The sequence below is a fragment of the Arcobacter ellisii genome (genome assembly GCF_003544915.1).
Lineage (GTDB): Bacteria > Campylobacterota > Campylobacteria > Campylobacterales > Arcobacteraceae > Aliarcobacter > Aliarcobacter ellisii.
Map to the genome: position 1 here is coordinate 543,652 of NZ_CP032097.1, position 20,762 is coordinate 564,413.

Sequence of the window (20,762 nt, forward strand, 5' to 3'; positions counted from 1 at the left end):
TCAAATACCTAAAGTTTAGCAACACTCCAACTCACAAACACTCAAAGCTTTTAATCCTTGTTCATCATTTGCTTTTTCAAAAAGTTCATCAAGATAAAAAGAGTTTGAACAAACTAAATATAAAACGGCTTCTTTTTCATCATCTTTTTGGTTTCTTGTGTAATATGCTTTTGGAATCATTGGAACTATTTTTTTCCAATAGATATTCATATTTTTTGGATTTTCTAAAACCCTTAACATATTATCAATTACACAACAAGCATTTTCAAAACAATTTATATTTTTAAAGCTTATGTATCTTTCATCAATTCTTATTTCATTGCTTGACATAAAAAATCCCCCTACATTATTTTATATACAATTTTACTTTTATTAAAAAAAATCCCTATGTTATAATGTGAAGAATTAGTGACATTTTACGAAAATAAAGGGAAATATGACGGAATTATCAAGTGTTACATTTCATTATGTATTAAAAGCTTTAGAAAAAACAACAAATATTTCCATAGAAAAAATGTTGGAACAAGTTGATTTAACTATGGAAATTTTATCGAAACATGATGGTAAAATTGATAGTAAAAATCTCTCTTTTATTTTTAGATATTGTATGAAAGAGTCAAATAATAAAGTATTAGCTTTACATATTGGTCAAGCTGTTTCTTACCAATCATTAGGACTTTTAGGATATTTACTTTTAAATACAAATAATTTAAAGCAGATGATTGAAAAATTTAATTATTATCAAAAATTAATAAGTGGATATTTTAAATTTCATTTTTTTGATGATGGAATTTATTATAAATTAGCAATTTATATAAATGAAAATCCTATGATTCCAGTTCCAAGCTTTCATGCTCAAGTTCATCTATCCTCAATAGTATCAATCTTAACTCAAATTTTAGGACAAAAAGTAACTCCTGAATTTACATATTTTAGTCAAGAAAAAGATGAAAATATAGTTGAATATAAAAAAATATTTGGAGAAAATATCTTTTTTTCAAAAGATGAAAATGCAATATTTTTTAAAAAAGATAATTTAGATATTTCTGTAAAAAATTCAAATTCATCTATGTTAGAGTATTTTGAAAATGAAGCAAAAAAAATTTTAGATGAACTTGAAATAAAAACTTGGTATGCAAAAGTTGAAAAAGAGATTTTTAAAAATATAGCAGAAAAAGAGATAACAATTGAATTAATCTCCAAAAATTTAGGAACAACACCAAGAACTTTACAAAACTATTTAAAAGCAGAAAATAAGACTTTCAGAGAGGCTTTAAATAAAATTAGACAAAAACTAGCAGAACATTATATAAATAATACAAAAATGGATTATGGAACAATCTCTTTTTTATTAGGTTATAGTGAACCTAGTTCATTTTTTAGAGCATATAAAAAATGGAATAAAAAAACTCCAAAACAGAGTAAATGAAGGTCAAAAAGAGAAAGAAAGCACACTTTCTCTTTTTTATTTAGGAAGGAGTCTGAATGAGTTAAAAATTTGTTAAATCTATAAAATACTCTTCATAATAAATTATTCAAATTTACTATGATGGAATTATACTAAATAGAAGTGTATAAAAAGTGTCGCTTATTAATAAATTTCAATTTCGCATACAACTTGTGCGTGATCACTACTTAAAAGTGAGCCATTTTGGTTTTTTTGTAAATGTTCATCAAAAATCTCATAAGAGGTAACTTTCCCAATTGCATTTTCATTTTTTTTATCAAAATCTTTAGAAACAAAAATATAATCCAAAACATTTCCTTTTCCAGCAAAATAACTTGTTGGAGTTCTTTTTACTCCTTTAAATTCAGGATGAGGATTAACAACTTTTATTTTATGTAAAGAATAAGCATCTAAAAGTAAAAAATCATCTTTTTCTAGATTTTCTTCGTGATATCTTTTATTAGTTAATGCATCAATTGTTAGTGAAAATTCTTTATCATTTAAGTCACAAACTAAAATAGAAGGTTTTTTATTTGCTTTTATATTTGAGTATAAAGAACTAGCTTCACAAAGTCTTTGTTTTAAAGATAAAGAGTAGTTGTTTTTTAAAGCAACTTCTACCTTTTTTAGTTTATCTTCTAATTTATCTGCTTTTGTAAAGATATATTCAAATTCATTTTCTCTATTTGATTTTAAATGGCAAACATAAAAATTTATCTCTTTTTGATTCGGTAAAATTATTGTAGCTTTTATTGGTTCTCTTGCAAATTTAAAAAAGCCTTCAACATTATGTTTTTTTAAAGAACTAAAATCAACATCAACTTTTTTTAGACTTTTTATTGGAAATTTAGAAGCAAGAGCAACAGTTGTACTTACATAAATTAATTCATTTTTTTTATCAACTTTTGCTTTATCAATAGTTTTAAAATATTTAAACCCTTTTTCTAATAAAAGCTCTTTAAGTGCATTTTTTGAAAAAACTTCTTGAAAACCAATAATATCACAGTTCATTTTTTCTATTTGGTTTTTTATCCAAGTGGTTTTTTCTTCCCATTCAACAGGTATAAATTTTTCTTTTTTTGTGTACCAAGAAAAAGGTGGTTCAGCAAACTGAAAAAGATTAAAAGTACCTATTCTAATTTTCATATTTTATTATCAAAAAAAACAGTATTTCTTCCCTGTTTTTTAGCTTTATATAAATTATCATCAGCCTCTTTGTAAAGCTTGTCACTATTTTCAACTTCATTTGCATTTTTTGAAACTAAACCAATAGAAATAGTCAGATGTTTTGATATATCACTTGCTTTGTGTTCAATTTTAAGATTTTCTACTTCAGTTCTTAAAATTTGTGCAAACTCTATAGCTTTTTCTTTTTCCAAAGTAGTTATTATTGCAAACTCTTCTCCACCTAATCTAAAGGCAAAATCACTTGCTCTATTTGTTTTATTTTTTAAAAGCCTAGCAACATCTTCTAAAGCAACATCACCTTTTTGATGACCGTAAGTATCATTATATTGTTTGAAATAATCAATATCTAAAATCAATAAAGAGATACAATTATTTTCTCTTTTTGCTCTATTTATCTCTTCATTTATTTTTGTATTAAAAAATCTTCTATTGTATAAACGTGTTAATTCATCAGTGATAGACAAATGTTCAATATGTTTTTTGTCAGTAATATTCGACCTAATTGCAGTAAAACCTTTGATTTCATTATTTTTAATTACAGGTTTTATAATTGCCCAAACCCAATACTCTTCACCTTTTTTATTTATATTATGAATTTCACCTTTCCAACTTTTTCCACTTAATAAAGTATTCCACATATTTTCATAAAATTCATTTGGAACATCAGGATGTCTTACTAAGTTGTGAGTTTTACCAATTAACTCTTTTCTTGAATATCCAGAAATTTCACAAAAAGCTTCACTAACATCTGTAATAACTCCATCTTTATTTGTTGAAGAGATAATTACATTTTCATTAACTATTTGAATATAATCTTGAAGTCTTTTTTCTGCAAGATTTTTATTTTCTAAAGTTGTATTTAGATTATTTGCTAAAGTTACGAACTCTTGATATGTCAAATCATTTGTATTGATTTTTTCATTATTTTTTGAAGCTTTTTTAAAAGATAAAATTAAATTATTTATATTAGAATTAATATAATTAGAAAGCTTTTCAGAAAGGAAATAAATAACAATTAATAAGACTACAAAAATTACTAATATTGATTTTATTTGATTAATCACAGTTTGTTTGAAAATAGCTTCTTTTCTATTTAATTCCATTTGCATATCATCTAAATAAATTCCAGTACCAATAATCCAATTATAAGCTTCATATTTTTTGATAAAAGAGATTTTGTCATACTCTTCACTAGTATTTGGTTTTTTGAATTTATAGCTAAAATAACCACCTTCAGGATTTTTTATTGTGTCAAGTTGTTTTTGGAATAAATCAGGAAAAGGGTGCTCTTTTGGTTCTTTTACTCTTTTCCCATCAAAAACTAAACTTTTCCCATCCATAGAATTTACAAAAATATAACCATTGTTTCCAAATCTTATAGTTGCAATCCAATCCAATAAATCATCTTTATTTTTTTCTCTGATTTCATCAACATATTCTCCAATTCCTATATGCCAATCAAAAGGTTCAAAAAGTTTTACATAAGATATTTTTGAGTATTGTTTTTTATCTGTTGTATCAGGTTTAACAAAATTATTTACTAATAAACCCTCTTTTTTTTCTAAAGCAACTTTTGCTTGTTTTTGAATTATAAAATCTCCATTATAATCTTTTAAATTCCATACATCAGTATAATTATCAAGTTTTATCTCTTTATTAAAAAGAACAGCACGTCCTTTATTACTATTTATAAAAAAATAACTATTGTCGTTTGGATAAGTAAGATTTTTTAAAGAATTTGCAATTAAATATTTTATTTCATCATCGCTTTTTGTATCTTTATTTTCATCATATATTGATTTTGCAATAGTATAAGCTTGATTTACTCTCTCTTCTAATCTTTTATGAATAGAGTCATTTAGAAGTTCTTCTTTATATTGAATAAATTTATGAATAGTTAAAACTTCTTCTTTTATCTCTTTCTTTTTTTGTTCTGTAAACTCATTTTTTATATAAATAATATCATTTTGAAAATTATTGTATTGATATAACATAGAGACTAAAAAAGCTAAAGAACTTGATACAAAAGCAGTAATAAAGATAAATCTTTTAATAAATTTAGATAGTTTCACGTAGATTCTTTATATTTTTTCCTTAAATTATAACTAAATAAAGATTATTTCTTTATATTATTTTGTTAAAAAATCGTTAAGATAAAATTTAAAAATCGTTAAATTCAACTTGTCATAATTTCACATATCAAATAAAAAGGATTTAAAATGAAAATTAAAAATAAAATTGTTTCAGGATTAGTTTTAGCTTCACTTCTTTCAGGTGGATTATATGCAGCAAATGGTGAGATGGATAAAAAAGAGAATATGAGAAAAAATGACTCAAGTTGTATGATGCACAAAGGAAAATTTGAAAATAAAAATCATAGAGGAGAGTTTCATATTTTTGGAATTTTTAAAGAGTTGAATTTAACAGCAGAGCAAGATGAAAAAATCAAAAAAATCATTGAAGATAGCAGAAAAAATGAAAAATCTTTAAATGAAGCATTTACAAAAGATGGTTTCGATAAAGCTAAATATATTCAGATTATGAGTGAAAAAAGAGATAATATGTTAAAATCTAAAGCAGAAGTAATTGAAAAATCATATGCTGTATTAACTGATAAACAAAAAGAACAATTAAAAGTTCTTATGGATTTAAGAAAAGAAAAAATGGATAAAAGATTATAAGGCTTTTTCTAAAGCCCTTTAGAATTTGTTTTACTTTAGGTATTTTTATAAATACCGTTAAAAGTAAATTAAAGATGATTAGGTTCCTTTTGAATAGGAACTATTTAAAAGGATAAAATTTGATAAAAATTGCAATGATAGAGGATGATTTAGAATTAGCTAGTGTTCTATGTCAGTATTTAAAGCAATTTAATATTGAAGTTACCAATTACGAAGAGCCATATTTGGCTCTTTCGGCTTTAAAAGTAAATAAATATGATTTAATTATTTTAGATTTAACACTTCCTGGAATGGATGGATTAGATGTTTGTAAAGCAATTGTAAAAGATTTTGATATTCCAATTATAATTTCAAGTGCAAGAAGTGATATTACGGATAAAGTAACTGCACTTAAAATGGGTGCTGATGATTATTTGCCAAAACCTTATGACCCAAGAGAATTAGAGGTGCGAATAAAAACAATTTTACGAAGATTTAATCACTCAAATGCTCAAGAAGAGCCAAAAAATAAAACTTTTGTTTTAGATGAGAAGAAAAAAGAGATTACAAAAAATGGAAAATATATCAAATTAACAGCAGCAGAGTTTGAAGTTTTATCATTATTGATAAAAAGAGAAGGTTTTGTAATTAGTAGGGAAGATATTTTTGAAAATTCTGATATATTAAATCAAGATTATGAAAGTTCTGGTTCTTTAGCTGTTATTATAAATAGAATAAGACACAAAATTGAAGATGATTCAAAAGAGACTCAGTATTTGCATACAATAAGAGGAATGGGATATAAATTTATACAATGAATAGACAATCAATATTTTTTACTATAGCAGTAAGTTTTATCATATCAATACTTTTAGTGATAATTAGTTTTTTAATTTTACTAACACACGATTATAGGATGAAAGAGGGACGTTTATTAGATAAATATATGCCTGTTTCTAAAATGGTAAACAGAGTTGATTTTGTTTTTGATGAAATGTTAATGAGAAATTTGTCAGAGATGAATTATAAACTTTTAACAAATATCTCTGAAATAAATACAATTACCTACAATCATAAAACAAAAGTTTTATTTGAACGAATTCATCCAAGAAATAATAATGATATTTTTAGAATATTAAATCTAAATGATAATAACTATATTTATATGAAAAAAAAGGGTGAAGTTGTTTTAATAAAAGATGAAGATACTTCAAATAGTAATAGCCATATTTATATTATTTTAGTTTTTGCAATTTTATTTATTACAATAGTTTTAGTTTATTTGATAACTTTACGAAAATTAATGCCTTTAAAAATTTTAAAAGATAAGGTAAAAACTTTAGGTGATGAAAATTTTGATTTTGAGTGTTGTAATACAAATGCAAAAGATGAAGTTTCTCAACTAGCAGTTGAATTTAAAAAATCAGCAGAAAAATTAAAAAGTTTGAAAGAGGCTAGAAATATTTTTATTAGAAATATTATGCATGAGTTAAAAACGCCAATAACAAAAGGAAAATTTTTAACTTCATTAGAACAAAATGAAGAAAATAATGAAAAATTAAAATCTGTTTTTAATAGACTTGAAGCCTTAATAAATGAGTTTGCTTCAATAGAAGAGTTAATCTCATCTTCAAAAAATATAGAGAAAAAGTTTTACTTTTTAGATGATATTATTGATAATGCAAAAGATATTTTGATGGTTGAAGATGAAAAGGTTATTACAAAATACGAAAATAAAAAACTAGAAGTAAATTTTAAACTTTTTTCAATTGCTGTCAAAAATTTGATTGATAATGCAGTTAAATATTCACCAAATAAAGAAGTTATTATAAAAAATGAAGAAGATAATATAATTTTTGAAAATATTGGAAAAGCTTTGGAAGAACCTTTTGAAAGATATTTTGAACCATTTTTCTCAAATGAAGATAAGTCAAAAGACTCATTTGGTTTAGGTTTATATATAGTTCATAATATTTTAAAAGCAAATGGATATATTTTAAAATATGAATACATAGATGGAATAAATAGATTTATTTGTAAAAAGGATGAATTATCTACGATATAGCTATTATTGGAGCAGGTGCGAGTGCTTTGATGCTTGCTTCAAATTTAAGTAAAAAAAAATATAAAAATATCTGTCTTATTGATACAAGTTTAAAACTTGCTCCAAAAGTAAAAGTAAGTGGTGGAGCAAAATGTAATATTACAAATGAGTTTGTAACATATAAAAACTATTTAGGTGATGAAGAGTTTGTAAAAGAGTTATTAAAAAAGTTTTCAAAAGATGAGTTATTGGCTTTTTTAAATAAAAATAGTGTGTATCCAAAAATTAACCCAAAAATAGTTAAAGGAACATATTTTTGCAACTCTAGTCAAGATGTTATAGATATGTTTACAAAACTTACTACCCATGTAAAAAAATATTTAGGAACAACAGTTTTAGATGTGGATTTTGATGAGGTTTATAAAATAAAAACTGATTCAAAAACAATAGAAGCAAAAAAACTTGTGGTTGCAAGTGGAGGATTATCTTATCCTGTTTTAGGAGCTAGTTCTATTGGTTTTGATATTGCAAAAAAATTTGGACACTCAATAATAAAACTTGAACCTGCACTTGTAGGTTTTACTGTACAAAAAGAGCAATTTTGGTTTAAAAATCTTGCAGGTATTTCTACAAATGTTATAACTTCTGTTGAAGGAAAACATTTTGAAGGTTCACTTTTATTTGCCCACAAAGGTTGTTCTGGTCCTGTTATTTTGACTACTTCTTTGTATTGGAAAAAAGGAAAAATAGTTATAGATTTTTTACCTAAAAAAAGATTAGAGAGTTTTTTAGTTGGAAATAAAAATATCTCTTCAGCTTTACCTCTTCCAAAAAGATTTATTCAAGAATTTTTAAACTCTATTGAACTTGAAGATAAAGCAACTTCAAAATTAACAACTTTAGAACTAGAAAAATTAAAATTATTAAAAAATTATGAATTTAGTCCAGCTGGAAATTTTGGTTATACAAAAGCAGAAGTTACGAAAGGTGGAATAAATACAGATGAAATAAATCATCAAACTTTTGAGAGTTTAAAACAAAAAAATCTCTATTTTATTGGGGAATGTTTAAATATAACTGGTGAATTAGGTGGCTTTAATTTTCAAATTGCTTTTAGTGAAGCATATGTATGTTCGCAGCAATTAAATAGCAATTAAGTTGTAGTTAGAGTTATTTTTTAGTGAATTTTTATTCATTTTTAGTTATTATATTTATTAATTCACCATTTATTGAGGTTTGTAATGTTTTTTGGAAATAAGAATTTAGAAGAGAAGATTATTCGATTAGAAAAAGAAAACTTTGAATTAAAAAATCAATTAGTTGAAAAAGAGAAAGAATTAGAAAAAATTAGTGAAATTGAAAAACACAATAGTTTAAAAATTGAGAGTTTTACTAATGAGATTGATAAATCTGTTTTACTATTTAAAGAGATAGCCTCTTTTTCTCAAGAAGAGGGATTAGTTGTTTTTAATGAAAAAAATGAAGTTTTTTTCGTGAATAAATTAGCAAGTTCTAATATAAAAGATTTTTCAGTTGTTTTAGATGCAGTTTTAAGTGGAAGCAACAATTTAATATTAGAAGATTGTGAAGCAAATGTTGCTGTGAAAAGTTATGAAAACTATAAAATTGTATCTCTTAGAAAAACTTCAATTCATGATAATAAAGATGGTGGTTTATTATCAAGACATAATAAAAATATGACAAAATCGTTAACAACTACTCAAGAGACTTATTTAGGATTACTTGATGAATTACAAGAGATGTCAAAAGAGTCAAAAGAGACAGCAGAGGGTTCGACTCAAGGTTTAAATCTAATAAATGAAATAGTTCTTGATACAAACAATCTTCATAAAGAGATTGAAGTTGAAAATGAAGTTGTAGGTTCATTGGTTACTAAAAGTAAAGATATAGCACAAGTTATAAATATTATTCAAGAAATTGCATTCCAAACAAATATTTTATCCCTTAATGCAGCAGTAGAAGCAGCAACAGCTGGTGAAGCTGGAAAAGGATTTGCAGTTGTTGCTCAAGAGGTAAGAAATCTTGCAACAAGAAGTGCAGATGCAGCAAAACAGATAAAAGATGTTGTAACTTCAATACAAAATGAAACAGAAAAAATAAAACAAAGTTCAGAAACAGTATCTGATGTGGTAAATGTTACTAAATCAAGAATTGATGTTTTAAGTAAACTAATGAATACTTTCCAAAAAAATTCAAATAGATCAGTTTATGAAGTTGAAAGTATTTCAAATAAAATCTTTATAAATCTTGCAAAACTTGACCACGTAATTTATAAAAATAATTTATATCAATTAATTTTTGGTGGAGAACATAACTTTAAACCAGTTGACCACCATAATTGTAGATTAGGAAAATGGTATGACACAGGTTTAGGAAGAGAACAATTTAGTTTTGTTCCATCTTATAAAGGTTTAGAAAAACATCATCATATTGTTCATCACGAAGCAAATCTTTTAGCAAAAGAGTGTTCAGGACATAGTGTTTCTTGTTCTAAACAATTAATTGAAGATAAAATAGAATTAGTAGAACAAGGAAGTGAACAAGTATTTATTTTCTTAGATAAAATTCTTGAAGAAAAAAATGAATTAGTGATGAAAGAAGCCGCTAAAAAACTATTTGAAGGAAAATAAAATGAGCAAAAAATATTCAATAGCAATTGTTGATGATGAAACAGAAATTTTAAATGTTCTTAGTAGATTTTTAACAAGAAATCAAAATTTTTCAGTATCGACTTTTTCAAATCCAGTTTCTGCTTTAGGTTCAATTGAAGGTGGTAAATTTGATTTAATTTTTTTAGATATTATGATGCCACAAATGAATGGTTTAGATGTTTTAGAAAAAATAAAAGCAAAAAATGAAGACCAAAAAGTTATTATGATGACAGCTTATTCAACTCTTGATAAAGTTTTAAAATCTCATAAAGAGGGTGCTACAAATTATGTAATGAAACCTTTTGATTCTTTACAACTTTTAGAAAAAAAGATTTTAGAAGTTTTAGAGTCATAATAAATGAATGATAAAAACCTAAATTTTAGGTATTTTTTCTATTTTATAATCTCTTTATTTTTTATAGTTTTAGTTATAAATATTTTAAAAGATAAAGAGATGAAAAACTCTTTATCTTTTTATAAAAAATATGTAAATAAAGAGTATGCAAAAAAATTCAACACTTACAAAGATATTTCAGAATTAATCTATTTTAATGAATTTATAAAAGATAATAAAATTACTGAAATACTAAAATCCAATTTAGATTCTAATTTTTTAAAACAACAACTTCTTTTAAATTTTGAGAATAGTTTTTTATTTTACAAAACTTTAGGTTTAGAAGAAACATCTTTTTATTCTTTGAAAAATGAAATTATTTTAAGTATGGAAGATAGATATAAAGATAATTTTACCTCTAAAATAGTTGAAAAAGTAATTTCAAATAAAAAAGAGTTGTTTACTTATAAGATTGAAAATGAAAAAATATCTTTACTTTTTTCAAAGCCAATTTTTGATGAAAAATTAAATCTTTTAGGAGTAATGAATTTAGAGTTTAATTCTAAAGATTTAATAAAAAATTTAGAAGAAAATAGTAGCTCAAAATTTAGAATAGTTATTTCAAATAATTTTCAATTAAAAGAAGAGATTTTTTTTAATATGAAACAAACTCAAAAAGATGAGTTGATAGAAGCAATAAATAATCAAAAAGAGTTTTTTGTTGTTTTAAATAAAAAATTAAGAAAAATACCAATTGTTTTTTTTCCAATTGATAATTCGGATTTTCATAAAAATGGTCTTTATTTAATAGCTTATAATGATAATAAAGAGAATGAATTTACTAAAATAAACAGTTATTTTGATACTTTATTTATGATTTCTATTTTAGTAATGCTAATTATTGTTTATCTACTTTATCGAACAAATAATTTTAAAATGAAAAGTGAAATAATTAAGAAAAAATATGAAGAGTTATATGAACAAGTAGATAATTATATTATAAAAGTTGAAACAGATTTATCAGGGAATATCATTTCTGCAACTAAACCATTTTATAAAATTTCAGGTTATTCAAAAGAAGAGATGTTAGGCAAAAATACAAATATGCTCAGACATCCAGATGTTTCTAAAGTATTTTTTGAAAATATGTGGAAAGATTTGAAAGAAAATAAAATCTGGGAAGGTGAGATAAAAAATAGGGATAAATATGGAAATTCATATTGGATAAAAGCTATAATTTTCCCAAGATATAATTTTGAAGGGAAATTAGAAGGATATAGTTCAATAAGAATAAATATCACTGATACTAAACAACTTAGAAAAATAAATAGATTACTAAAAGAAGATTTATCAAATAAATTAAATGATATAAAAATAAAAGATAAAACTTTGATTGATGCAACAAAAGTTCAACTAATGTCGAAAATCTTAGATTCTTTTGCTCATCAATGGAAAGTTCCAATATCAAGAATATCTTTTGAAATACAAAAACTAAAACAATTGAAAGATACAAATTTGATAAATATTGAAAAGAGTATTGAATTTGAATTAAAGAATTTATCAAATATGTTAAATGAAATTAAATATTTGTTTGATACAAGAAATAGTGAAAAAACAAATCTTCTTTTAGTTATGAAAGAGACAATCCTTGTTTTAGAAGATGAATTTAAAAAACAAAATATAAAAGTTAAGTTTGATATAAAACCTGAAATAAATATTTCAATCTCTTTCAATGAATTAAAAAGTATTTTTTTAAATATTTTAAAAAATTGTTTAGAACAAACTATATTAAATAAAGCAGAAAATGTAACAATTTATATAAGTGCAATTTGTGAAGATTTAGATGATAATAACGATGTTGTAATAAAAATTGAAGATAATATAAAAGGTGAAAACAAAAAAATTATTATTGATGAAATTTTAACTTCAAATGAAGAAAAATATTTTGATACTTATCTTCATTTATCAAAATTATTTATTGAAAAAAATTCTGGATTACTTTGGTGTAATAATACAATTTACAATACAACATATTTTATAAAATTGAATAAAGAAGAATAAAATGAGAATCTCTTTTTATATTAAAATATTTTTTGCTTTTGTAATATTTGCTATTTTATTACTTGGTTTTTCTTCTTTTGCTTTTAATAATTTTTATGAATTTCATAATGAAAAAAAAGAGAAAGAGCATAGTTTAAATATTTTAAATCATCAAAAAGATATTTTTAATTCTTTTATAAAAAATTATGATGAAAAACTATTTTTAGTACAAAACAGTATCTCTAAAAAAGAAAAAGATGATGAAATAATCGAGTTTGTAACTAGAAGTCTATTTAATGATAAAAATATTTTAAGTTTTGTTATAGTTGGATTGGATTCAAAAGAAAAATTAAAAATAGAAAAAAAATCTAATGAAACAGAAATTACACAAAATAATAGATTAAAAAGTATTTTTACAAAAGAGTATTTTAAAGATATGAGAATTTTAAAATATAATGAAATTCTTCATTATTCAAGTGATATAAATAATTCTTTTATTATTGATTTTATAATTAGAAATAAAAATGATTTTTATGTGATAACTATTGATATAAAAGAGATTTTTGACAAAATTAATAACGATTTTTCTAAAAAAACATTTATGTCTGATATCAAAGAAAATTCAAATAAAGATTTGATTTTTGATGAAGAGAACTATTTTATAGAAAAAATATATATAAATGAAAAACAATTTTTTATATTAGCTATAAAAAATGAAAAAAATGTAAATAATGATTATATAAAAGATTATTATGAATCAATAATTGTTATTGGTTTTTGTATAGCTTTATTTTTGTCTTTACTATTTTCAGAACCAATTGCAAGATTAAATAGAAAAATTGAAGATGAAAATAAAAAATTAGATTTAAGTATAAAACAAAATTTTCTTGAACTGAATGAAAATCAAAAAATTATGGATAATCATATCATGTTTGTAAGACTTAATAAAGATAATCTAATACTTGAAACAAGTTCTGCATTTTGTTATTTTCTTGGTTATTCAAAAAGTGAATTAATAGGACATAACTATAATATTTTAGTTCATAAAGATATAAAAATAAAAGAACAACGAGAGATTTGGAAAAAAATAAGAGTTGGTGAGACTTTTGTTGGAGAGATAAAAGGAAATAAGAAAGATGGAGAAGTTTTTTGGATTAGTTTGTTTGTTGAGGGAATTTTTGAAAACAAACAGCTAGTTGGATACAACATCATCTGTACGGATATTACAAATAAGAAAAAAATTGAAGAGTTGTATGTTGATTTGAATAAACAAGTAGAACAATATAATGCGATTTTTGAAAATGTAAATAGTGGAATATCATTGATTGATAGTGATGGAAATTTTGTAAAATTAAATAGTACCTTTAGAAAACTTTTGGGTTATGAAACTAAAGAACTTTTACGAATGAATTGTATTGATATTATAAGTTCTGATTCAAAAAAACTTTTAAAGAAAATTTTAACAGAAGTAAAAGAGATAGGAAATATTTCAAATCTTGAAAAAATTTTTGTAAAAAAAGATGGAACTTTTATTCACCTTGAATTGTCTTTGAGTCTATTATCTTCAGATAAAAATCATTTGGTATTTGTTGTTAATTCTTTAGAAGATAAAAGAAAATTACAAGAGTTAAATCAAAATTTAGAACAAAGAATAAATCAAGAGGTTGAAAAATCAATTCAAAAAGATAAACTTCATCAACAAGAGCAAATAAAAAATGCAAAATTAACTTCTATTGGTTCACTTGCTGCTGGAATTGCCCATGAAATAAATACACCTTTGACATATATAAAAGGAAATCTTGAACTTATGTCTTATGATATTATGGATTTACCACAAAGTGAAATAAAAGAGCGAATGTCATACGATAGTGAAAAGATGAAAGAGGGCTTAAATAGAATTGCAAATATCGTTGAATCTATGAGAGAAATGTCACAAAGTAGTAAAGAGATAAAAGAAAAAACAAATATTTATGGAACATTACTTACTTCACTTACAATGGCATATAATCGCTCACGTCAAGTTTGTAAAATCTATCTAAATGAAAAACTTTTTGATATAGATTCTTTAAACAAAAATGAATTTATTTTTTGTAGTAAAGTTCAAAAACAAAGAATCGAGCAAGTTTGGATTATAGTTATAAATAATGCTTTAGATGAATTAATAAAAATTGATGATTATGAAAAAAGAGTTTTAAATATCTTTTTATTTGAAGAAAAAGATGAAATAGTTGTTAAATTTAAAGATAGTGCAGGTGGAATAAAAGAAGATATTTTAGAAGATATTTTCGAGCCTTTTGTCTCTTCAAAAGAACACAGTGGTATGGGTGTTGGTTTAAATATTGCAAAAAAAATAGTTGATGAACAAGATGGAAATATCAAAGCTTACAATGAAGATAATGGTGCTGTATTTGAAATAAGATTAAAAGCATGTGAAGAAGAATAAAAGGTTTTTTTTATACAATTAGAAAAATTTTTACAAAGTAGATAGATGAGAATAGGATTTATAGGCGATATTGTAGGTCGTCCTGGGCGTAAAATTATAAAAGAAAATTTATCAAAAATCAAAGAAGAATTTAACATAGATTTTGTAATTGCAAATGGTGAAAATGCAAGTCATGGTTTTGGTTTAACTGTTGAGAGTGCAAAAGAGCTTTTTAAATCAGGAATAGGTTTAGTAACAGGTGGAAACCATAGTTTTGATAAGAAAAAAGATATGTTAGCTTTACTTGAAACTTCAAATGTTTTAAGACCAGATAATTATCCAGAAGGATTAATTGGAAGTGGAGTTAAAATTTGTGAAATTGAAACTTCAAAAGGTATTGAAAAATTAGCAGTTATTAATCTTATGGGACAATATGGAATGCCAATGGTTGAAAATCCATTTAATTGGGCAAAAAAATTAGTTTCAAGATTACATGAAGAAGAGATAAAAAATATATTTATAGATTTTCATGCAGAAGTTACAAGTGAAAAAAGAATTATGTTAATGATGTTTAAAAATCAAGTAAGTGGAATTTGTGGAACTCATACTCACGTGGGAACTGATGATTTACAGATTTTTGAAAATACAGCTTATTTAACAGATATTGGTTTAACTGGATGTAGAGATAATGTAATAGGAATGGATGCTAAAATTCCAATTCAAAAGGTAACAACTGGAATTGGTGGTCATTTTGAGGTTCCAAATTCTTGTAAATCAATTTTACAAATGATGGTTATTGATATAGAAGATGGAAAAGCAATAAATACTTTTAAAATTAAAAAATATTGTAATAATCCAAAATTATTTATCACAGAAGCTTATATTGATTGACATTTAAACTATACGGAATTAATAAATATTACGATAAAATGAATGAACTATATAATTATAAATCCAAAGGTTTAATTGATGATTATAATTCCGCAAACAAAAGGTGGAGTAGGTAAATCTACTGTTGCTATGCAAGTTATTGCTCCATATTTATATAAAAAACATGGAAAAAAAGTTACTTATATTGAAATTGATGATGAAAATAATGACTCAAGATCATTTACAAGAACTGAAATTGTTAATAAAAAAATGTTAGGAACAAATAGGTTAAATGAACTTGATGAGTTGATTTTAATGGATGATAATCACGAAGTTATAGTTGATGTTGGTGGAAATAAAACATCATCTTTAGTTCTTGATGAAATAAAAAAAGTTGGTTCTTTTGGAAATGTAAAATGGATTATTCCTTTAGGTGATGGTGAACTTGATGGAAAAAATGCAATTGCAACTATGAAAAAAATCAGAAAAATTGAAAAAAATCCTGAAGAAAATATAATTTTTGCTTTAAATAGAGCAATTTCAATGGATGAAGATTATTACAGTGAACAATTTATTAACTTTTTTGGACATAAATATCTTGATTCAAACTCTGTAATTTGCGATTTTGTAAAATCTCCAAAATATTTTCCTGTTAAAAATGATAAAGTAATAACAATGAGTAGATATTTAGGTTCAACAGTTTGGGAAATGGCTTATAATAATACAGATTTTGCAGCAAAAGCTATCCAAGCAAAAGAGGTTGGAGATATTGAAAGTGCAAGAAAATATCTATTTTTTAGAAGAATTCAAACTGAAGCAAAAGATTATGTTTTAAATACTTTAAATAAAATCTTTTGTGATTTAGATAGATGGATTGAAATTAAAAAATGAGTGATATGAGTTTTAAACAAGCTAAAGAGCTTGTTGAAAAAATGGAATTTTCAGAAATTGCAATAAGAAAAGCAATTGATAATTTGGAAAAATCATCACAAAATTTTGAAACAACATTAAAACACCAAGAAGATATTATAAATAAACTTCCATACGCTGATAAAAAACTTTCATATATGTATATTGCAGTTGCGGCAAATATTGGATTGATAGTTGGTTTATTAATTGGAAAATATCTTTTATAGAAAATAAAACTAGGAAAATAAGAAAAAATGGGAAAACAAGAAAAAATTGTATCAATGTTCAATGATATAGCAGGAACTTATGACATAGCAAATAGGGTTTTATCAATGGGAATTGATAAATCATGGAGAAATAAAGCTTGTAATAAAACTTTCGAACTTTATGGGCAAAAAGAGATTGAAAAGATTGTAGATGTTGCTTGTGGAACAGGGGATATGATTCTATTTTGGAAACAAGTTGCAAATGAAAATAAAATTGATTTAAAAAATATTATTGGAATTGACCCAAGTGTTGGGATGATGGAAGTTGGAAAGAAAAAACTTCCTGATGTTGAGTTTATAGAAGCTTTTGCTACACAAATGCCTTTAGATGACCAAAGTGCAGATATTATTTCTATCTCTTATGGAATTAGAAATGTTGTTGAAAGACAAGAGGCTTTTCACGAGTTTGCAAGAGTTTTAAAAAAAGATGGTTTAGTTGTAATCAATGAATTTACAAAAAATAAAAAAGAGAAACTACTTGACCATGTTACAGATTTTTATATGAATAAAATTCTTCCAACTTTAGGAGGATTAATCTCTAAAAATAAAGAAGCATACACATATCTGCCAAACTCTATTGATGAGTTTTTAACAACTGAAAATTTATGTAAAGAGTTAAAAGTTGCTGGACTTGAGCCAATTCATGTAAAAGCTTTTTCTATGAATATTTCTACTTTAATAATCGCTAGAAAAATTTAATTTTCTAGCTTTAAAAACAATGAATTCACCAATTAGCGTATCAACTTTAAATGTTCAAATAAAATCTTTACTTGAAACTACATTTATTCAAATTTATGTAGAAGGAGAGATTTCTAATCTTACATATCATAATTCTGGACATATCTATTTTTCTATAAAAGATGAAAGTTCAACAATCTCTTGTGTAATGTTTAAAGGAAATACAAAATATCTAAAGTTCCAACTTGAAAATGGTTTAAAAATTGTAATAACTGGAAGTTTAACTGTTTATGCTCCAAGGGGAAATTACCAAATTTTATGTAATAAAATTGAACCATCAGGAAAAGGTGCTTTAGCTTTTGCATTTGAGCAACTAAAAACAAAACTAGAAGCAAAAGGTTATTTTGACTCAGTTCATAAAAAAGTATTACCAAAGTATCCTAAAAAAATTGCACTTGTGACAAGTCCCACAGGAGCAGCAATTGAAGATATGAAAAAAGTTGCATCACATAGATGGCCTTTAACAAAATTCATTTTAGTTCCAACTTTAGTTCAAGGTGAGGGTGCTTCTTTTGATATAGTAAATTCAATCAAATTTGCTGATAAATTAGATTGTGATATTATGATTGTAGGACGAGGTGGTGGAAGTATTGAGGATTTGTGGGCTTTTAATGAAGAGATTGTTGCAAATGCGATTTATGAGGCAAAAACTCCAATTATTTCTGCTGTTGGACATGAGATTGATTATATGATTTCTGATTTTGTGGCAGATGTAAGAGCCTCAACTCCATCAAATGCAATTGAAATAGCACTTCCAGATATAAATGAACACAGAATTTATTTAGATTCTTTAGAAAATGAATATAATAATAGATTTAAAAATATACTTTTTAACAAACAACAAGAACTTTCTAATATGAAGAAGTTATTTGAACAAAATTCTATTGAGACAAAATTTAATTTTATTCAAACAGAAATCAATCTTTTAAAATCATCTTTTAAAACAGATTTATCTCAAAAAATTCTAAGTTCTCAAAATGAATTGAATTTATTTAAAAGTAGTATAAAAAATAGTTTCTCTGCATTTTTGTTAAAATCACAAAATCAAATAGATTTGTTAAAATCAAATTATGAACTAAATCATCCGGATAAAAAAGATAAAAACGGTTTTGTACAAATTTCTAAAGAGAATAAAATAATTTCTTTAGAAGATTTAAAAGTGGGTGATGAAGTAGAACTTCAAACACCTAGATATATAGCTAGCTGTACTTTAAATAGATTAACTAAACAATAGAATTTAAGTTTAGTGTAGGTAGAATAATAAAAAACAAGTTTATAAGCTTGGCTTAAATTAAAAAGGAATAATTATGGAAAGTAATGATAAAAAAGTTATAAATTACGCAAACACAAGTGAGTTTATGACATTTGAATTGGGTGCGATGAAGTATGCTATTGAATTACCAAAAATTAGAGAAATTTTAACTTACCCTGATAATATTACTCCTTTACCAAACACTTCAAAATGGGTGAAAGGTTTGATTAATTTAAGAGGAGAAGTTGTTCCAATTTTAGATATTAGAATTAAATTTAACACTGGACCTGGAACATATGATGAAAACACTTCAGTTATTGCAGTAATCACTGAAGATAAAAGAATGATAGGAATTATTGTAGATTTAGTTGATGATGTTCAAAAACTTGATACAAGTATGTTAGCTCCAGTTTCTGAAATGGGTTCTGCAATTCCTTCAAAATATTTAAAAGGTTATGTAAGACTTGATAATAATCAAATGCTTGTAGTTATGGATATTGAAAAAGTAGTTGCAAAAGAAGAATTAAAAGACTAATAAAAGTTAAAAAATGGGAATAGATAAAAACTTATTGAAAAGATTAACTTTATTATATGTTGAAGATGATGACATAATAAGTTTAGAATTATCTCAACTTTTAGGTAATTTTTTCTCAAAAGTTTTTGTTGCAAAAGATGGAAAAGAAGGACTTCGAACTTTTCTTGAAAATGAAGATGAAATAGATATCGTTTTATCTGATATTAATATGCCACTTTTAAATGGTATAGAGATGATAAAAAAGATTAGAAGTGTAAATAGCAATGTTCCTGTTATTTTAGCAACTGCTTATTCAGATAATGAGTTTTTAGCTGAAGCAATTAAACTAAGAGTTCAAGAATATATTGTAAAACCGATTGATGTAAGAAACTTACTTGATTTGATGAATAATATAGCTTCAAATATTTATCAAGAATTTTTACTAAAACAACAACAAGAAGAACTAGCAAAGTACAAAGAAATCATTGATACAAATAATATTGTTATAAAAACTGATGTTCACTTAAATATTACCTACGTAAACGAACTATTTTGCCAAATTTCAGGATACAATGAAAATGAACTGATTGGTAAAGAGTTAAAATTTTTAAAATTTCCAGATGTATCAAATGAAGTTTATACAAATTTGTATGCAAGAGTTTTAAATAATAAACCTTGGCAAGGTAAGTTGAAAAATCTAAAAAAAGATGGAAGTTTTTATAATACAGATGCTTATGTAATTCCAACTCTTGATGATTCAGGAGAGATGGTAGGTGCAATTTCAATACAAAAAGATATAACAGAAGAATTAAATAAAAAAAGAGAAATCCAACTTGCACTTATGAGAGATAAAAGTGATATTTATATAAGAAGCAAAGAGGGAAATTTAGAACAAAATAATATTATTAACGAACTAAAATATAAACTTGAATCAGTACAACTTGAATTAGAACATGCTTTAAAAAATGTAGATAAATATATTTATAGTAATGAAAAATATAGATTAGAAAATAAAAATCTTAAAACTGAAATAGCTTTATACAAAAAAAATTCAAATTCTCATCTAGCTTTTAAAATGACAAAAGAGAATAGTGATTTGAGACTTGAATTGAAAAAATTAAAAGATAAATTAGTTCAAGTTGAGCAAAATGATGAAAAAAAAGTTACCCAATTAAAAGTTAATTATGATGAAAAAATTGAAGAGTTAGAAGAAAAAATTGCACAATTAACTGAACAATTAGACTCTGTTCAATCTGATGAAGTATTATTACAGAAACTTGAATATTGGAAAGAAAAAGCTAAAATGGAAACTCAAAGAATTGAAAATTTAGAGAAACAAATTATAGCCCATGCAGATAAGAGTTTAATGAGTAAGATTTTTGGATAAATAAATCAAGAAAATCTTG

The 20,762-nt window shown here is 24.3% G+C and carries 19 protein-coding genes; 16 read left to right on the forward strand and 3 right to left on the reverse strand.

Annotation, left to right across the window (positions count from 1 at the left end; all coding sequences use genetic code 11):
- Window positions 1-15 precede the first annotated feature (15 nt).
- On the reverse strand, window positions 16-330 hold the full coding sequence (gene cowN / locus AELL_RS02750; RefSeq protein ID WP_118916476.1) for a N(2)-fixation sustaining protein CowN: 315 nt from the start codon (window positions 328-330) through the stop codon (window positions 16-18).
- A gap of 106 nt (window positions 331-436) precedes the next feature.
- On the opposite strand from cowN, the gene AELL_RS02755 reads away from it, so the two are divergent.
- Window positions 437-1,429 carry an AraC family transcriptional regulator gene (locus AELL_RS02755; protein WP_118916477.1) on the forward strand — a complete coding sequence of 331 codons (993 nt, stop codon included), beginning with the start codon at window positions 437-439 and terminating at the stop codon, window positions 1,427-1,429.
- A gap of 162 nt (window positions 1,430-1,591) precedes the next feature.
- On the opposite strand, the gene AELL_RS02760 is transcribed toward AELL_RS02755, so the two are convergent.
- Together AELL_RS02760 and AELL_RS02765 are read right to left on the reverse strand one after the other, a co-directional pair.
- The gene (locus AELL_RS02760) at window positions 1,592-2,593 is read right to left on the reverse strand and encodes an endonuclease/exonuclease/phosphatase family protein (protein ID WP_118916478.1); all 1,002 of its coding nucleotides are present in this window, start codon (window positions 2,591-2,593) and stop codon (window positions 1,592-1,594) included.
- Window positions 2,590-4,707, reverse strand: a complete 2,118-nt coding sequence (locus AELL_RS02765; RefSeq protein WP_118916479.1) for a cache domain-containing protein — start codon at window positions 4,705-4,707, stop codon at window positions 2,590-2,592. The genes AELL_RS02760 and AELL_RS02765 overlap by 4 nt, the downstream gene beginning before the upstream one ends.
- A 147-nt stretch (window positions 4,708-4,854) precedes the next feature.
- Between AELL_RS02765 and AELL_RS02770 the strand changes: the two genes are divergently transcribed.
- From AELL_RS02770 to AELL_RS02840, 15 genes are all read left to right on the forward strand, one after another.
- Entirely contained in the window at window positions 4,855-5,316 is a 462-nt protein-coding gene (locus AELL_RS02770) for a Spy/CpxP family protein refolding chaperone (RefSeq protein ID WP_118916480.1), read from the forward strand.
- A gap of 119 nt (window positions 5,317-5,435) precedes the next feature.
- Entirely contained in the window at window positions 5,436-6,113 is a 678-nt protein-coding gene (locus tag AELL_RS02775) for a response regulator transcription factor (protein ID WP_118916481.1), read from the forward strand.
- Window positions 6,110-7,360: an ArsS family sensor histidine kinase gene (locus AELL_RS02780; RefSeq protein ID WP_118916482.1), complete on the forward strand. Its 1,251-nt coding sequence runs from the start codon at window positions 6,110-6,112 to the stop codon at window positions 7,358-7,360. The genes AELL_RS02775 and AELL_RS02780 overlap by 4 nt, the downstream gene beginning before the upstream one ends.
- Window positions 7,361-7,389: 29 nt before the next feature.
- Window positions 7,390-8,496, forward strand: a complete 1,107-nt coding sequence (locus AELL_RS02785; RefSeq protein ID WP_235659942.1) for an aminoacetone oxidase family FAD-binding enzyme — start codon at window positions 7,390-7,392, stop codon at window positions 8,494-8,496.
- Window positions 8,497-8,580: 84 nt separating this feature from the next.
- On the forward strand, window positions 8,581-9,990 hold the full coding sequence (locus AELL_RS02790) for a methyl-accepting chemotaxis protein (RefSeq protein WP_118916484.1): 1,410 nt from the start codon (window positions 8,581-8,583) through the stop codon (window positions 9,988-9,990).
- Window position 9,991: 1 nt separating this feature from the next.
- Entirely contained in the window at window positions 9,992-10,366 is a 375-nt protein-coding gene (locus AELL_RS02795) for a response regulator (RefSeq protein WP_118916485.1), read from the forward strand.
- Between the two features lie 3 nt (window positions 10,367-10,369).
- Entirely contained in the window at window positions 10,370-12,406 is a 2,037-nt protein-coding gene (locus AELL_RS02800) for a PAS domain S-box protein (RefSeq protein ID WP_118916486.1), read from the forward strand.
- A 1-nt stretch (window position 12,407) separates the two neighbouring features.
- A complete protein-coding gene (locus AELL_RS02805; RefSeq protein WP_118916487.1) occupies window positions 12,408-14,828 on the forward strand; it encodes a PAS domain-containing sensor histidine kinase in 2,421 nt (806 codons plus the stop codon).
- Between the two features lie 45 nt (window positions 14,829-14,873).
- On the forward strand, window positions 14,874-15,698 hold the full coding sequence (locus AELL_RS02810; protein WP_118916488.1) for a TIGR00282 family metallophosphoesterase: 825 nt from the start codon (window positions 14,874-14,876) through the stop codon (window positions 15,696-15,698).
- 78 nt (window positions 15,699-15,776) lie between these two features.
- Entirely contained in the window at window positions 15,777-16,568 is a 792-nt protein-coding gene (locus AELL_RS02815) for a nucleotide-binding protein (protein ID WP_118916489.1), read from the forward strand.
- Between the two features lie 5 nt (window positions 16,569-16,573).
- Window positions 16,574-16,813: a hypothetical protein gene (locus AELL_RS02820; protein WP_226806010.1), complete on the forward strand. Its 240-nt coding sequence runs from the start codon at window positions 16,574-16,576 to the stop codon at window positions 16,811-16,813.
- A 27-nt stretch (window positions 16,814-16,840) separates the two neighbouring features.
- Entirely contained in the window at window positions 16,841-17,551 is a 711-nt protein-coding gene (gene ubiE / locus AELL_RS02825) for a bifunctional demethylmenaquinone methyltransferase/2-methoxy-6-polyprenyl-1,4-benzoquinol methylase UbiE (protein WP_118916491.1), read from the forward strand.
- Between the two features lie 19 nt (window positions 17,552-17,570).
- Window positions 17,571-18,824, forward strand: a complete 1,254-nt coding sequence (gene xseA, locus AELL_RS02830; RefSeq protein ID WP_118916492.1) for an exodeoxyribonuclease VII large subunit — start codon at window positions 17,571-17,573, stop codon at window positions 18,822-18,824.
- 73 nt (window positions 18,825-18,897) lie between these two features.
- Window positions 18,898-19,377 (forward strand): chemotaxis protein CheW, encoded by a 480-nt coding sequence (locus AELL_RS02835; RefSeq protein WP_118916493.1) that lies wholly within the window; start codon window positions 18,898-18,900, stop codon window positions 19,375-19,377.
- A gap of 13 nt (window positions 19,378-19,390) precedes the next feature.
- The gene (locus AELL_RS02840) at window positions 19,391-20,743 is read left to right on the forward strand and encodes a response regulator (RefSeq protein ID WP_118916494.1); all 1,353 of its coding nucleotides are present in this window, start codon (window positions 19,391-19,393) and stop codon (window positions 20,741-20,743) included.
- Window positions 20,744-20,762: the final 19 nt, after the last annotated feature.